The sequence below is a fragment of the Dyella sp. LX-66 genome, assembly GCF_018599165.1.
Classification (GTDB): domain Bacteria; phylum Pseudomonadota; class Gammaproteobacteria; order Xanthomonadales; family Rhodanobacteraceae; genus Dyella_D; species Dyella_D marensis.
Window position 1 is genome coordinate 240,010 of the sequence record NZ_JAHFVJ010000001.1, and the last position, 14,109, is coordinate 254,118.

The window sequence follows — 14,109 nt, forward strand, 5'->3', positions numbered from 1 at the left end:
CCCCGCGATGCCACAATGCACCGGATCGGCACGGAGAGTTTCACGATGGCGCAGGCGCAGGCCCTGGCAAGCAAACCGACCAGCAGCATCACCCCCGAGAAGGTGCGCGAAGGCATCGCGGTGGAGATCAACGGCCGCCCGTTCCGCCATACCGGCGATCCGGACATGCCGCTGCTGTGGTACCTGCGCGACGTGCTGCGCCTCACCGGCACCAAGTACGCCAGCGATCACGGCCTGGGCGGCGCCGACCTGGTGCTGGCCAACAACAAGCCGGTGTCGGCGGTGAGCGTGCCCATGCACGAGCTGGCCGACAAGAAAATCACCACCGTGGAAGGCCTCGCCGCCGCCGACGGCAAGCTGCATCCGCTGCAGCAGGCCTTCGTCGACGAGGACGCCATCGGCTGCGGCTACTGCACGCCGGGCTGGCTGATCGCCTCGCTGGACCTGCTCAACCGCCACCCCCAGCCCACCGACGACCAGATCGACCAGCTGCCGAACCTGTGCCGCTGCGGCTGCCAGACGCGCGTGCGCCGCGCCATCAAGCGCGCTTCCGCGGCGATGGCCGGAGGCCGCGCATGAGCCGCCGCACCGACACGCCCGCCCTGCCCCAGCGCCGCCGCTTCCTGCAGGTGCTGGCCGGCACCGCCGGCGCGCTGATCGTCGGCGTGCGCTATGCCGAGGCCGGCGACGCGCCGGTGCCGCCAGCCATGCTCGGCGACGCGCTGTACGGCCTGGGTGCCTATGTGCGCATCGATGCGGACGGCAACGTGCTGATCGGCGCGCGCGATCCGGATACCGGCACCGGCGTGGCCACCTCGCTGCCGCGCATCGTCGCCGACGAACTCGACGCGGACTGGTCGCGCGTGAGCGTGGTGCCGCTGGGCCTGGGCGTGGAGAACGGCAACGGCGAACCGCGCTGGACTTACGGCCACCAGCTCGGCGGCACCGGCAGTTCGATTTCCGCCGCCTGGACCGATCTGCGCCAGGCCGGCGCGCTGGCCCGCTGGCTGCTGATGCAGGCCGCCGCGCGCCGCCTCGGCGTGCCGGCCGACCGCCTGCGCACGCAGGGCGGTGCGGTGATCTCGCCGGACGGCCGCCGCTTCGACTACGGCTCGCTGGCCGAGGCCGCCTCCAAGGTGGCCCCGCCCACGGCGCCGGTCGCGGTGAAGACGCCGGACCGCTACACCCTGATCGGCCAGCCCGCTGGCGACGTCGACGCGCGCGCCATCGTCACCGGCCAGACCCAGTTCGCCATCGACAGCTATTTCGGCGATGCGCTGGTCGCCGTGCTGGTGCACTGCCCGTGGATCGACGGCAGCCTGGTCAACAAGGACTTCCGCGAAGCGGAAGCGGTCAAGGGCGTGTTCAAGGTGGTCGAGCTCAAGCCCGAGCCCGGCCTGCTGCCCGGCGAAACGCCGCTGGCGCCGTCCGTGGCGGTGCTGGCCGAGGACACCTGGTCCGCGCTGCAGGCGCGCGCCAAGCTCAAGCTCGAATGGAAGCCCGGCCCCAGCGGCAGCGAATCCAGCGCCGCGCTGGAGCAGCAGGCCACCGAGCTGGTCAGCGCGAAAACGCCTTCCGCCAAGGAACTGGCCGCCAACCCCGCCAGCCAGCCCATTGCGCCCACCACGCGCGTGCGCAACGACGGCGACGTCGACGGCATGGCCAAGAAAGCCGCGCGCCGCGTCGACGCCACCTACGTGCAGCCCTGGCTGGCCCACGCCACCGCCGAGCCGATGAACTGCCTGGTGCGCGTGGACAAGGACCGCGCCGTGCTGGTCGCGCCGACCCAGGCGCCGCAGCGCGCGTGGTCGGTGGTGCAGCGGTTGACCGGCTTCAAGCCCGACCAGATCGAGATCCGCGTGCCGCGCGTCGGCGGCGGCTACGGCCGCCGGCTGGATCACGATTTCGTCGCCGAGGCGGTGATGCTGGCCAAGCTGGCCGACCGCCCCGTGCGCCTGCTGTGGACGCGCGAGGAAGACCTCGCGCACGACTACTACCGCTCCGCCAGCGTGCACAAGCTCAGCGCCACGCTCGACGGCAAGCGCCAGATCGTCACCTGGGACCAGCGCATGGCCAGCGCCTCCGCGCTCGCGCGCCGCGGCGCGCCGGAACAGCGGCTGTGGACGTCCGAAGTCGACGTCAACCAGCTGCCGGCCGGCCTGGTGCCCAACTACCGCAGCGACTGGTACGCGCTGCAGTCGGCGCTGCCGCGCGGCCCGCATCGCGGCATGCCGCACGTGGCCAATGCGTTCGCGGTGGAAAGCTTCGTCGACGAGATCGCCAACGCGCTGAAGGAAGACCCGCTGGCCACGCGCCTGCGCCTGCTCGGCGACGCGCGCCAGGTGCCGCTGCAGGGCGGCGGCAATTTCGACACGGGCCGCCTGCTCAATGTGCTCAAGCTGGTGGCCGACCGCATCGAGTGGAAGAACTGGCTGCGCACCGTCAACGGCCTCGGCATCGCCTGCTGGCATATGGACGGCGCCTACGTGGCGCATGCGGTGGAGACATCGCTGCAGGGCCAGAAGCTCAATATCGAACGCGTGGTGTGCGCGGTGGACGTGGGCCGCGTGATCAATCCGCTCGGCCTGGAAGGACAGGTCGCCGGCGCCACGCTGGATGCGCTCTCCGCCGCGCTCAATCTCGCCGTCACCTTCAAGGACGGCCAGCCGCAGCAGCGCAGCTACAAGGACTACCCGCTGGCCAGCATGGCGCAGCTGCCCGATGCGATGGACGTGATCATCGTGCCGGGCGACCGCGACCCCGCCGGCGCCAGCTTCCTGGCCATGCCCACCGCGGCGCCCGCGCTGGCCAATGCGGTGTTCCGCGTGAGCGCGGTGCGCGTGCGCAGGCTGCCGCTGATGAGGGAACTGCTGCGCCTGCTGTGAGGTGGCGCGTAGCCGACACGTAGGTTGGGGTGAGCGCAGCGAACCCCAACGTTGCGCGGTGTTGGGGTTCGCTGCGCTCACCCCAACCTACACCGGCCTTCATCAAAGCTTGCGCATAGCTGACATCGCAGCAAATGTGCGCTGCGCAGGTTTTCACGCGCCGCGTGCGTCGCTTAGTCTCGCTCCCTGGGGGGATTCACTACACCGGGGAGGGTGGGATGCATTACTCGCGCAAGACCTTGCTGTGCACCGCTATCGCGCTGGCCATGGCCGGCTTCGCCGCCGCGGCGGCGGCACAGGACACCACCAGCAGCAGCACGGCACAGAATCCGGCCGCACCGTCGGCGGATCAGAAGAAAGCCACCAACCTCGAAGGCGTGACCGTGCTCGGTTCGCGCCGCATCGGCGGCTCGGAGACGGAAACGCCCGTACCGGTCGACGTCATCCCGATGCAGAAGCTGGCCGAGCAAAGCCCGCAGTTCGATCTCGCGCAGAACCTGCAATACACCGTGCCTTCGTTCACCTCGGTGCGCCAGACCGGTTCCGACAACGCCGACCTGGTCGACTCGGCTGCGCTGCGCGGCCTGGGTTCGGACCAGACCCTGGTGCTGGAGAACGGCAAGCGCCGCCACAGCGTGGCGCTGGTGAACCTGTTCGGCGCGCGCAACCGCGGCAATACCGGCACCGACCTCAACGCGATTCCCGCGCTGGCGATCGAACGCGTGGAAGTGCTGCGCGACGGCGCCGCTGCGCAGTACGGCTCGGACGCCATCGCCGGCGTGATGAATATCGTGCTGAAGAAAAGCCCCGGCTGCGAAAGCGTGGCGGGCTTCGGCGAATACACCCGCGGCGACGGCAAGAACTACCTCACCTCGGCGTACTGCGGTTTCCGCTTCGACAACGGCGGCAGCGTCGGCGTCACCGGCGAGTGGCAGAAGCGCGGGCGTTCCAACCGTTCCGACCCGGGCGATCCGCGCACCATCGGCGACACCAAGGTCGACAACGAAACCCTGTACGTCAACGGCGAAGTGCCGGTGGCGGCATCGGCGCACCTGTACTTCACCGGCGGCGTGCAGAACCGTTCGGCTTCGTCGGCGGCGTTCGCGCGCGGCGGCATCGGCTCGGACGACATCCCTTCGCGCAACTCGGCGGCGATGTATCCGGACGGCTTCGTGCCGTACATCAACGGCGCCATCAAGGACCGCTACGCCATCCTCGGCGTGTGGGACAACTTCGGCGACTGGCGCGCGGATCTCTCGCAGACCTACGGCTACAACGCGCTGCAGGACATCATCAGCAACACGCTCAACGCCTCCATCGCCAATGCCGACCTGCTCGCCGACGGCCCGGGCCTGAGCCCCAACCGCTTCCATGCCGGCGGCTTCTCGTTCGAGCAGGAAACCACCAACCTGGATCTGTCGCGCTACTACGGCGACATCCTCGCCGGCCTCAACATCGCCTTCGGCGCGGAATACCGCCGCGAGAACTACCGCATCACGCCCGGCGAACGCGGCTCGTACATCGATGCCGACGGCCCCGGCGGCGGCAATGCCGGCAGCCAGGGTTTCCCCGGCTTCCAGCCCGGCGACGCCACCAACCAGAGCCGCCACAGCTATGCGGCCTATGCCGACGTGGAAACCGACTGGACGGAACGCTTCCTCACCGACGCGGCCGTGCGCTACGAGCACTACAGCGACTTCGGCTCCACCACCACCGGCAAGCTGGCCGGCGCCTATCACGCCACCGACAAACTGCTGCTGCGCGGTTCCGTGTCCACCGGTTTCCGCGCGCCGTCGCTGCAGCAGCGCTGGTTCTCGTCCACCTTCACCGACTTCGTCAGCGGCCAGCCGGTGGACGTGGTGCTGGCGCCGAACGGCGGCACCATCGCCAATGCCGCGGGCATTCCGCCGCTGAAGGAAGAGAAGTCCAAGAGCTACACGCTGGGCGCCACCTGGTCGCCTGGCAACGACCTGCAGTTCACCCTGGACGGCTACCGCATCGATATCGACGACCGCATCGTGCTCAGCGGCCGCTTCGACACCACCGATCCGAATATCGGCGGCATCCTGCAGCAGCTGGGCGTGGGCGAGGCGCAGTTCTTCGTCAACTCGGTGGACACCAGCACCAAGGGCCTGGACTTCACCGCCAGCCACCGCATGGACCTGGGCGGCGGCACGCTGCGCACCAACTTCGGCTTCAACCGCTCCTTCACCCGCGTCAAGAAGATCCACGCCCCACCCGCGCTGGCCGGCCGCGAGGACGTGCTGCTGTCCGACCGCGAGCGGCTGTTCCTGGAAGACGGCGCGCCGAGTTCGAAAGCGATCCTCGGTTTCGACTATGCGCTGGGCAAATGGGAGGCGAGCTGGAAGTTCATCTACTTCGGGCCGATGACGCTGGGCACCTTCAGCGGACCGCCGGTGCCGAACCAGCATTACGCGGACAAGACCTCGGCGGACGTCGCGCTGACCTACCACTTCAACGATCAGGTCAAGTTGACGGTGGGCGGCTCGAATATCTTCGACAAGTTTCCGACCAAGCAGGATCCGAACGAGACGGACAACGGCTTCAAGTACGAAGCTGTGCAGTTCGGCTTGAACGGTGCGTCGTGGTTTGCGCGGGTGGCGATCAACTTCAAGTAACGCCCGCAACGCAAGGCCGGCGTAGGTTGGGGTGAGCCGCAGGCGAACCCCAACATCACCACGTTCAGGCCTGTCGCATTGTTGGGGTTACTGGCTGCATCAGCAGCCAGCCCTTCGGGCCATCCGCTACGCGGATGTTCGCTACGGCATCCTGCCTTCGCAGTCGCCTGCGGCTCACCCCAACCTACGCCGAAGGTAGATGCGGCGGATCAGTGGAACTGATCGCTCGCCGGCACCCAGGACGAGCTCGTCGCCTTCGCCGGCACCACACGCCCCGCCGGCAACCGATCATCCACGCACCCCGGCGGCAACGGCCCGCCGCTGACCTTCGCCGTCGCACACTGCGCGCTGTTATCGAGCTTGATCGGCGCAGCCACCGTTGCCGCGGACGCCGCCGGCGCGGGCGGTACCAGCGGGTTGGCCGGCGCCAGCACCATGCGCTCGTAGACCTTGTCGTCCACCGGCTTCGGCGGCGGATCGCCGTTGCCGCAACCGAACAGGCCGACCGGGAACAGCGGCATCACCACGCATTCGACGCGCACGCCGCGCGGCAGATGGAAGGTGTGGCGCACCGTGGTCTTCTCCACCGCATGGCGCAGTGCGGTGTCGATCGAGCTTTCGCCTTCCGGCGTCCAGTCCTTTTCGAAACGCGTGGACTTGTAGCCGATGTTCGGCGCGCGGTGCTCCATGATTTCCGTATTGCCGCGCGGCTGCAGCTGGATGTAGTTGCCGGCCAGGCCGTTCTGGCCCTCGCCCTTGCCCTGCTGCCCGTTGCCCTGGCCATTGCCCTGCCCCGGCGGCAGCGACAGATTCAGGCCGCTCTTGCCGGGACCGCCGGGCGAAGACGCCACGCCATTAGGCGACGCACCCGGCGTGCCGCTCTCGCTGCCTTGCGGCGTCGCGTTCGGCGCGCTGCTCTTGCCGCTCTCGGCGCTGGCGGTTTCGCCGGTGGGCGCGCTGGCCTTGGGCCCGGCGGTGGAGCTGGCGGCCTGGTTCTGCGCGGGCGCAGCCTGCTCGCTGGAAGACGTCGAGGCTTCGGCGGACGACGGCGACGGCTGGATCTGCGGACGTTCCAGCGCGGGCTTGTTGTCGATCGCCACCGACTGCGGCGACACCGTCTGCACCGGCGGCGCCTGCGGCTTGTCGAGGCTGGGGCGCGCGTTCTCCGGCAGCGGCACCGCTTCGAGCTCGGCTTCGGCGACGCGGATCGACGGCGCCTGGATGCGCTGCTGTTCGCGCGGCACCACCGCGGTGGTGGTGGACTGCGCCTGCAGGTTCACCGTCGGCGCCGCCTGCGCGGGCAGCGGCACGGCCTGCAGTTCCGGTTCGGTGGGCGCGGCGACGGTCTCGGCGCGGATCGCCTGCGGCGGACTCGGCGGCGTGGGCTTGGGCACCGCATGTTCCATCGCGATGGTCGGCGCGCTCACCTGCGGCGCGGACTGCGCGGGCACGTCGGGCAGGGCCAGCGAAGCCGGCGGCGGCATCGGCGCGCTGCCTTCGGCCTGCGCCTTGCGCACCGGCTCGGGCTGGAATTTCGGCGGCACCGGCTGCGGCGCAGGCGGAGTGTCGAGCGTGACCTGCGGCGGCTCCGCGCTGGTCGGCACGGGCTGCAGTTCCGGCGCCGGGGCCGGCTTGGGTAAGGTCACGGCCGGACGCGGCGCGGCGACCGGTTCGGGCTTGGGTGCGCTGGGGCGGGCCTTCACCACGATTACTGGTGTTTCCACCGCGGGCACCGGCACGGGGGCGAGATCGGCTTCGACGCGGGTGGAACTGCTGCTCTCGCGCCGCGTGCGCGCCACCGCCGGCGCACCGCCGGCCTTGCGCACGGGGCCGACTTCCTTCGGCGGCGTGCCGCGCACCGGGGGCGGCGGCGGCGGTTCGTCTTTCTTCTTCTCGATCAGCCGCACCTGCAGCGGTGCGCTGTGTTCTTCCGCCGGTTCGACCAGGTCGTACGCCGGCCCCAGGATGGCGCCGAACAGCACGATCAGATGCACCAGCAGCGTGCCGACCAGGCCGAGCACGCGCAGCAGGCGGTCGCGCGGGCGATCCTTGCGCCGATTGCGATAGACCGCCGCGCGCGTGGCCGCCTCGCGCGGCGAAGGCAGCGCGACGGTAGCGCGGGAGGGGTCCTGGGGAGGCGACGACATGGCGCGCAGTGTAGCCGGCGCGCTTACGGTTCCGCTGGATCAGCCGCCGCCCTGGTCGCCCGCCGGTTTCGGCGCGTGCATCTTCAATTCGGCGTCCACCGAGCGATTGGGCGTATCCACCGGGCAGCCGTGCGGCAGCGGCTTGCCGTCGCGGTAGATCTGGATGCATTCCTCTTCGCTCGGCGGCTTGGGCGGGTTCGGCGGCGGCGCCAGCGAGCGCGCCGGCGCCATGCTCAGGCGCTCGTCGCCGTCCTTCGCCGAGGGCGGTGCGGGCGGATCGCCGCCGCAGCCGCCCGCGAGCGCGGCCAGGGCCACAGCGCAGTGGACGCGCAGGCCGGGAGCGAGGGTCACGGTCTTCTTCACCGTGGTCGCGTCCACCACCCGCTTCAAGGCACTGTCCAGCACATTGCCCTTGTCCCAGTCCTGGTCGAAGCGCGTGGCCTGGTATTTCACCGGGTTGTCGTGGCGCATCACCTTGCTGTCGCCGACCACGCCGCGCTCGACATAGCTGGCGCTGGACGCCGCCGCCGGCTGCGCGGTGGGCAGCAGGGGCCGGCCATCCGCACCGAACAGGCGCGGCGCCGGCGTGGCGGCGCTGGCCGCCGGGGCCGGCGCCGGGGTGGGCAGGCTGGCCGTCATCGCGTTCTTCGCCGGCGGCTCGCGCACGGGCGCCACGCGCGGCGCGGGCGGCGGAGGGGGCACGGCCTCCACCGGCGGCGGCGGCGCGGTGCGCGGCGTGCCGCGTGGGATGAAGCGCACCTGCAGGGCGTCCCCGGCGCGCGGCGGCGGCAGGGGCTCGCCGGGCCGGGGCTGCATTTCCCACCAAGTCACGCCGATGAACAGCAGGTGCAGCACCAGGGCCAGGGCCATGCCGGCCCAGAAACGCCGCCGGTCGCGCGGCTGGCGGCGCCAGCGCAGCTCGTGCAGCAGGGCGCGGGTCGGGCCGTCCAGCGGGGCCAGGCCACGCTCGCGCCCGTCAGGCGCGTTCCAGCGGTGATGTTCGACCTGCGGTGCGTGTTCGATGGCGGTGACCTTGAAGCGGGCGAAAGCGCGGATGGTCCGCGTGCAACCCATCCAAGACAAATCCCATCGGTCGTGGTTCCCCGCGCTGCAGCTTGACCCGGCCGCCCCCTCGCTCAAGGCTATGCGAACGGCGCCCCGCGCCGTGCCCCGCCATGACCGCCCCCGCGTCCCCGACGCCCGGACTCGCCATGACGCCCCGCCATCGTCAGCCGCAGTCGCGGCCTCGTGCGGCGCCGACTGTCGACGACCGCAGGACCCGCGCCTCCGGCTTCAGCAGAGGAGGGTCGCATCGTGTCGTACAACACGGAAACCATCCGCAACATCGCACTCGCCGGCCATGCCGGCTCCGGCAAAACCACCTTGTTCGAAGCCCTGCTGCACGCAGGCGGCGCCATCCAGACGCAAGGTTCGGTGGAACGCGGCAGCACCCAGTCGGACACCGACAGCCAGGAAAAAACCCGCGGCCATTCCATCGACAGCTGCCTCGCCGCGATCGACCTGCCCCGCTGCCATATCAACCTGATCGACACCGCCGGCTACGCGGATTTCCGCGGCGCCGCGCTGTCCGCCTTCGCCGCGGTGGAGACCGTCGCCATCGTGGTCAATGCCGCCAACGGCATCGAATACGGCACGCGCCGCATGATGGAGCGAGCGAAGGAACGCGGCCTGGCCCGCGTGCTGGTGATCAACAAGACCGATGCCGACGTCGCGCGCCTGGAAGCGCTGACCGAAGCATTGCGCGAAGAATTCGGCTCCGAATGCCTGCCGGTGAACCTGCCTGCCGACGGCGGTGCGAAGGTGCTGGACTGTTTCTTCCACAGCGACGGCGCCACCGACTTCTCTTCGCTGGCGCAAGCGCACCAGCGCATCCTCGACCAGGTGGTGGAGATCAACGAGTCGGTGATGGGCTCCTATCTCGATGCCGGCGAAGAAGCACTCACTCCGCAGCAATTGCACGATGCCTTCGAGCAATGCCTGCGCGAAGGACATCTGGTGCCGATCTGCTTCGTCAGCGCACGCACCGGCGCGGGAGTCGCCGAGTTCCTGGAGCTGGCCGAACGATTGCTGCCGAATCCGTCCGAAGGCAATCCGCCTCCTTTCCTCAATTTGAAAGACGAAACCATTGAAGTCGGATCCGACCCCGCCAAGCACGTGGTCGCGGACGTGTTCAAGATCGTCAACGATCCCTTCGTCGGCAAGCTCGGCGTATTCCGCGTGTGGCAGGGCACGATCCGCCGCGACACGCAGCTGTTCATCGACGACGGGCGCAAGCCGTTCAAGGTCGGCCATCTGTTCCGCCTCAACGGCAAGCAGCATGTGGAGATCGAGCAGGCCATCCCCGGCGATATCGCCGCGGTGGCGAAAGTGGAGGAAATCCATTTCGACGCAGTGCTGCACGATTCGCACGATGAGGACCTGATCCACCTCGCGCCGCTGCGTTTCCCGCAGCCGATGTTCGGCCTGGCGCTGGAGCCCAAGCACAAGGGCCAGGAACAGAAGCTTTCGCAAGCACTGACGCGGCTGTCCGAGGAAGATCCCTGCTTCCGCGTGGAGCATCACAAGGAACTGAACGAGACCGTGGTGCGCGGTCTGTCCGACCTGCACCTGAAGGTGATGCTCGAACGCATGAAGGAGCGCTACGGCGTGGAAGTGGTGACCCATCCGCCGCGGGTGGCGTATCGCGAAACCATTGCCTCACGAGCCGAAGGCCACCATCGCCACAAGAAGCAGACCGGCGGTGCCGGCCAGTTCGGCGAAGTGTTTCTGCGGGTGGAACCGCTGGATCGCGGCGCGGGTTTCCAGTTCGTCGACGAAGTGAAGGGCGGCGTGATTCCCAACCAGTTCCTGCCGGCGATCGAGAAAGGCGTGCGCCAGGCGATGGAGAACGGCGCGGTGGCCGGCTATCCGATGCAGGACCTGCGCGTGACGGTGTACGACGGCAAGTACCACCCGGTGGATTCCAAGGAAGTGGCCTTCGTCTCCGCGGGCAAGAAGGCCTTTCTCGATGCGGTGGGCAAGGCGCGGCCGATCGTGCTGGAACCCATCGTGGATGTGGAAGTGGCCATCCCCGAAGCGAATGTCGGCGACGTCACCGGCGGCCTGGCCGGCAAGCGCGCGCGCATCCTGGGCACCGACACGCAGCGCGGCGGCGAGCTGGTGATCAAGGCGCAGGCGCCGTTGGCCGAGCTGATCGACTACCCCTCGGAGCTGAAGGCGGTGACTGGCGGACGCGGCCGCTACAGCCTGGACCTGAGCCACTACGAACCGGTGCCGCCGCCGGTGCAGAAGCAGCTCAGCGAGGCGTGGAAGCCGCATGTGGAGGAGGACTGACGGCGTCTTCACATCAATCGGCCACCAGGCGCTTGAGCGGGCACCGCGATGGCGCCATCTACATGGAAGAACCACGTGTGCGCTCCGCGATACCGGAGCGCGGGAGGAATTATGAGCCGTGCCTTCGTAAAGGACAGCGACGACGCGGGCGACGCCTTGCCGGAAATCCCGCTGAGCGAACATCCCAACTACGTCACGCCGCATGGGCTGGTCCAGCTGCGCGAACGCCTCGATGCCGCGCAATCGCGGCGCGATGCCTTGAAGACCGGCGAGCCGACCTTGGCGCAACAGAGCGAGCTGGCCGCGGTGGAGCGTGAGCTGCGCTGGCTGAAGGCGCGCGTGGCCGGTGCGATCGAGATCGACCTGGCCCAGCAGCCGCGCGACCGCGTGGCGTTCGGCGCCGGGGTGACGGTGGATTCGGCACAGGAAGGCGAGCATGCGTATCGCATCGTCGGCGAGGACGAGGCGGATGTGGAGCATGGCCTGGTGAGTTACGTGTCGCCGCTGGCGCGGGCGTTGATCGGGGCGCGCGTCGGTGAGGAGGTGACGTGGCAGCGGCCGGCGGGGGATCTGAAGGTGGAGATCGTTGCGATCGATTACGGCGACGATACCTGAGCAGCCCGTCGTAGGTTGGGGTGAGCCACAGGCGACTGCGAAGGCAGGATGCCGTAGCGAACATCCGCGTAGCGGATGGCCCGAAGGGCTGGCTGCTGATGCAGCCAGTAACCCCAACATTGCGGCGTGTTTGCAGGTGCCGGCGTTGGGGTTCGCCTGCGGCTCACCCCAACCTACGCCGGTATCGAAGAGCTACAAGCGCCCTGCTCTTTTCACCGCCAGATAGCGCTCAACAAGCACACCCGACAGCTCATTGCAGCTCACATCCAGCATCGCCACGCCTTCGCGGCGCAGCGCATCGTGCATCGCATCGCGCTGCGCCAGGTAATCCATCGCCGCGGCTGCGCGGATCGCCGTATCCAGCTCGTGATCGACCGTCGCCGCCGCCTGATCCAGCGCCAGCTCGCGCAGGCTCACCACCAGCACCAGGTGCCGCCGCGACAGCAGCCGCACCGCCATGCGCAGTTCTTCGTCGTCCTCGTCGCGCACATTGGTCACCAGCACCACGAACGCGCGCCGCCGCTGCCTTGCCTGCAGCGCGCTCGCCGCGGCGAGGTAATCGGTCGCCACCGCTTTGGGCTGCAGGTCGTAGCCCGCGCCCAGCAGCATGTCCATGCCGCCGCTGCCCTGCTGCGGCGGCATCCAGCGCAGGTCTTCGCCGGCGCAGGCGAGCATGCCGACCGAATCGCCCTGGCGCAGCGCGATATACGCCAGCGCCAGCGAGGCATTGAGCACGTGGTCGAAATGCGCGAGGCGGTCGTCCTGCGCCAGCATGCGGCGGCCGCAATCGAGCAGCAGCACCACCTGCTGGTTGCGTTCGTCGCGGTATTCGCGCGAGACCAGGCGCGCCACGCGCGCGGTGGCCTTCCAGTCGATCTTGCGCAGGCTGTCGCCGATCCGGTAATCGCGCAGCTCGTGGAACTCGGTGCCTTCGCCGCGCCGGCGCTGCAGGCGCGCGCCGACGCTGCGCGAAGCGACTTCCACGCTCAAGCCCGCCATGCGCGCCAGCGGCGCGAAGTTCGGATACACGCGCAGGCTGGCCGGTTCGCCGATGGTGCGCCGCTGCGTCCACAGCCGCCACGGCGAGCGCAGGCTCAGATGGCTGCCGGCGAAGTCGAAGCGGCCGCGGCCGGTGGGCGTCACCGCGTAGTCCAGCGCCAGCTCGCGTCCCGGCGGCAGGCTCAATTGGCGCGGCATGCCGCGCACCGGCCAGCTGCCCGGATGCAGGTCGTGCAGTTCGAACGCGAGCGTGCGCTTGCCCTGCGGGCGCAGGCGCAGGCCCACCACCAGCTCGGGTCCCAGCGGCACCACCGGCGGCAGTTCGCGGCCCAGCACGGGGCTGGGTTCGGCGCGCAATTGGCGCGCGTCGAGCGCGGCGACGACGACCAGCAGCGCGGCAAACGCCAGCCACGCCGCCAGCGGCAGCCAGCCGATCGCGGCCAGCACGCCCAGCGCGGTCCAGCCGAGCAACAGCCACAGCAGGGTGGAAGCCGGACGCATCATTGGCGGGGCGCGGCGACCTTGTGCAGCAGGGCTTTCAGCACGTCGTCCGGACGCTGGCGCTCGATCAGCGCTTCCGGCGCCAGCAGCAGGCGATGGCGCAGCGCGGGCAAGGCCACCGCGCGCACGTCGTCCGGAGTGACGAAGTCGCGGCCGTCCAGCACCGCCTGCGCGCGCGCCAGGCGCACCAGCGCCAGACCGCCGCGCGGACCGGCGCCGCCGAGCACGCCAGGCCATTCGCGGGTGGCGCGCGCGATGCGCACGGCGTAGTCGATCACCGCCGCGTCCACGCGCAGCTCGGCCACGCCCTGCTGCAGTGCCAGCAGCTCGGGCTGGCTCAGCACGGGGTTGACGCGCGAGACGTCCAGGTCGGCGGCGACGCGGCCGCTCAGCACTTCGTCGACCATGCGCTTTTCGTCGTCCAGCGTCGGATAGTCGATCAGCACCTTGATCAGGAAGCGGTCCAGCTGCGCTTCCGGCAGCGGATAGGTGCCTTCCTGCTCGATCGGATTCTGCGTCGCCACCACCATGAACGGCGCCGGCAGCGGGAAGCGGCGGCCTTCGATGGTCACCTGGCCTTCCTGCATGCATTCCAGCAGCGCGGCCTGGGTCTTGGCCGGCGCGCGGTTGATCTCGTCGGCCAGCAGCAGGTTGGCGAACACCGGGCCGCGGCGGATCTGGAAGCGCTCGGCCTTCGGGTCGTAGATGGCGTGGCCGGTGACGTCGGTGGGCATCAGGTCCGGCGTGAACTGCACGCGGCCGAAGCTGCAGCTCACCGCGGCGGCAAGCGCGCGCACCAGCAGGGTCTTGCCCAGGCCCGGCACGCCTTCGATCAGCACGTGGCCGCCGGCCAGCAGGGCCAGCAGCACTTCGTCGAACACCTGCTCCTGGCCGATGAAGGCGCGCGCCACCTGCTCGCGCAGCGAAGCGATGCGCGCCATCAGCTGGTCGAACGGCAGCGCGGACACG

Annotated in this window: 9 protein-coding genes; 5 read left to right on the forward strand and 4 right to left on the reverse strand. The window is 69.7% G+C overall.

Annotation, left to right across the window (positions count from 1 at the left end; translation table 11 throughout):
• Window positions 1–45 precede the first annotated feature (45 nt).
• The 3 genes from KK141_RS01175 to KK141_RS01185 all read left to right on the forward strand — a co-directional run bounded on the left by KK141_RS01175 (window position 46) and on the right by KK141_RS01185 (window position 5,524).
• The gene (locus tag KK141_RS01175; protein WP_214569648.1) at window positions 46–579 is read left to right on the forward strand and encodes a (2Fe-2S)-binding protein; all 534 of its coding nucleotides are present in this window, start codon (window positions 46–48) and stop codon (window positions 577–579) included.
• The gene (locus KK141_RS01180) at window positions 576–2,885 is read left to right on the forward strand and encodes a molybdopterin cofactor-binding domain-containing protein (RefSeq protein ID WP_214569649.1); all 2,310 of its coding nucleotides are present in this window, start codon (window positions 576–578) and stop codon (window positions 2,883–2,885) included. The genes KK141_RS01175 and KK141_RS01180 overlap by 4 nt, the downstream gene beginning before the upstream one ends.
• A gap of 218 nt (window positions 2,886–3,103) precedes the next feature.
• Window positions 3,104–5,524 (forward strand): TonB-dependent receptor, encoded by a 2,421-nt coding sequence (locus KK141_RS01185; RefSeq protein WP_214569650.1) that lies wholly within the window; start codon window positions 3,104–3,106, stop codon window positions 5,522–5,524.
• A 209-nt stretch (window positions 5,525–5,733) separates the two neighbouring features.
• Here the strand turns inward: KK141_RS01185 and KK141_RS01190 are convergent, their stop codons facing one another.
• Together KK141_RS01190 and KK141_RS01195 are read right to left on the reverse strand one after the other, a co-directional pair.
• Window positions 5,734–7,671, reverse strand: coding sequence for a hypothetical protein (locus KK141_RS01190; protein ID WP_214569651.1), 1,938 nt, complete (start codon window positions 7,669–7,671; stop codon window positions 5,734–5,736).
• 39 nt (window positions 7,672–7,710) lie between these two features.
• Window positions 7,711–8,745, reverse strand: coding sequence for a hypothetical protein (locus tag KK141_RS01195; RefSeq protein WP_250901472.1), 1,035 nt, complete (start codon window positions 8,743–8,745; stop codon window positions 7,711–7,713).
• Between the two features lie 240 nt (window positions 8,746–8,985).
• On the opposite strand from KK141_RS01195, the gene fusA reads away from it, so the two are divergent.
• Both fusA and KK141_RS01205 read left to right on the forward strand, forming a co-directional pair.
• Entirely contained in the window at window positions 8,986–11,025 is a 2,040-nt protein-coding gene (gene fusA / locus KK141_RS01200) for an elongation factor G (RefSeq protein ID WP_214569652.1), read from the forward strand.
• 111 nt (window positions 11,026–11,136) lie between these two features.
• Window positions 11,137–11,640 (forward strand): GreA/GreB family elongation factor, encoded by a 504-nt coding sequence (locus KK141_RS01205; protein WP_214569653.1) that lies wholly within the window; start codon window positions 11,137–11,139, stop codon window positions 11,638–11,640.
• Window positions 11,641–11,832: 192 nt separating this feature from the next.
• On the opposite strand, the gene KK141_RS01210 is transcribed toward KK141_RS01205, so the two are convergent.
• Both KK141_RS01210 and KK141_RS01215 read right to left on the reverse strand, forming a co-directional pair.
• Entirely contained in the window at window positions 11,833–13,140 is a 1,308-nt protein-coding gene (locus KK141_RS01210; protein WP_214569784.1) for a DUF58 domain-containing protein, read from the reverse strand.
• On the reverse strand, window positions 13,140–14,081 hold the full coding sequence (locus KK141_RS01215; RefSeq protein WP_243868125.1) for a MoxR family ATPase: 942 nt from the start codon (window positions 14,079–14,081) through the stop codon (window positions 13,140–13,142). Before KK141_RS01215 ends, KK141_RS01210 begins: the two co-directional genes overlap by 1 nt.
• Window positions 14,082–14,109: the final 28 nt, after the last annotated feature.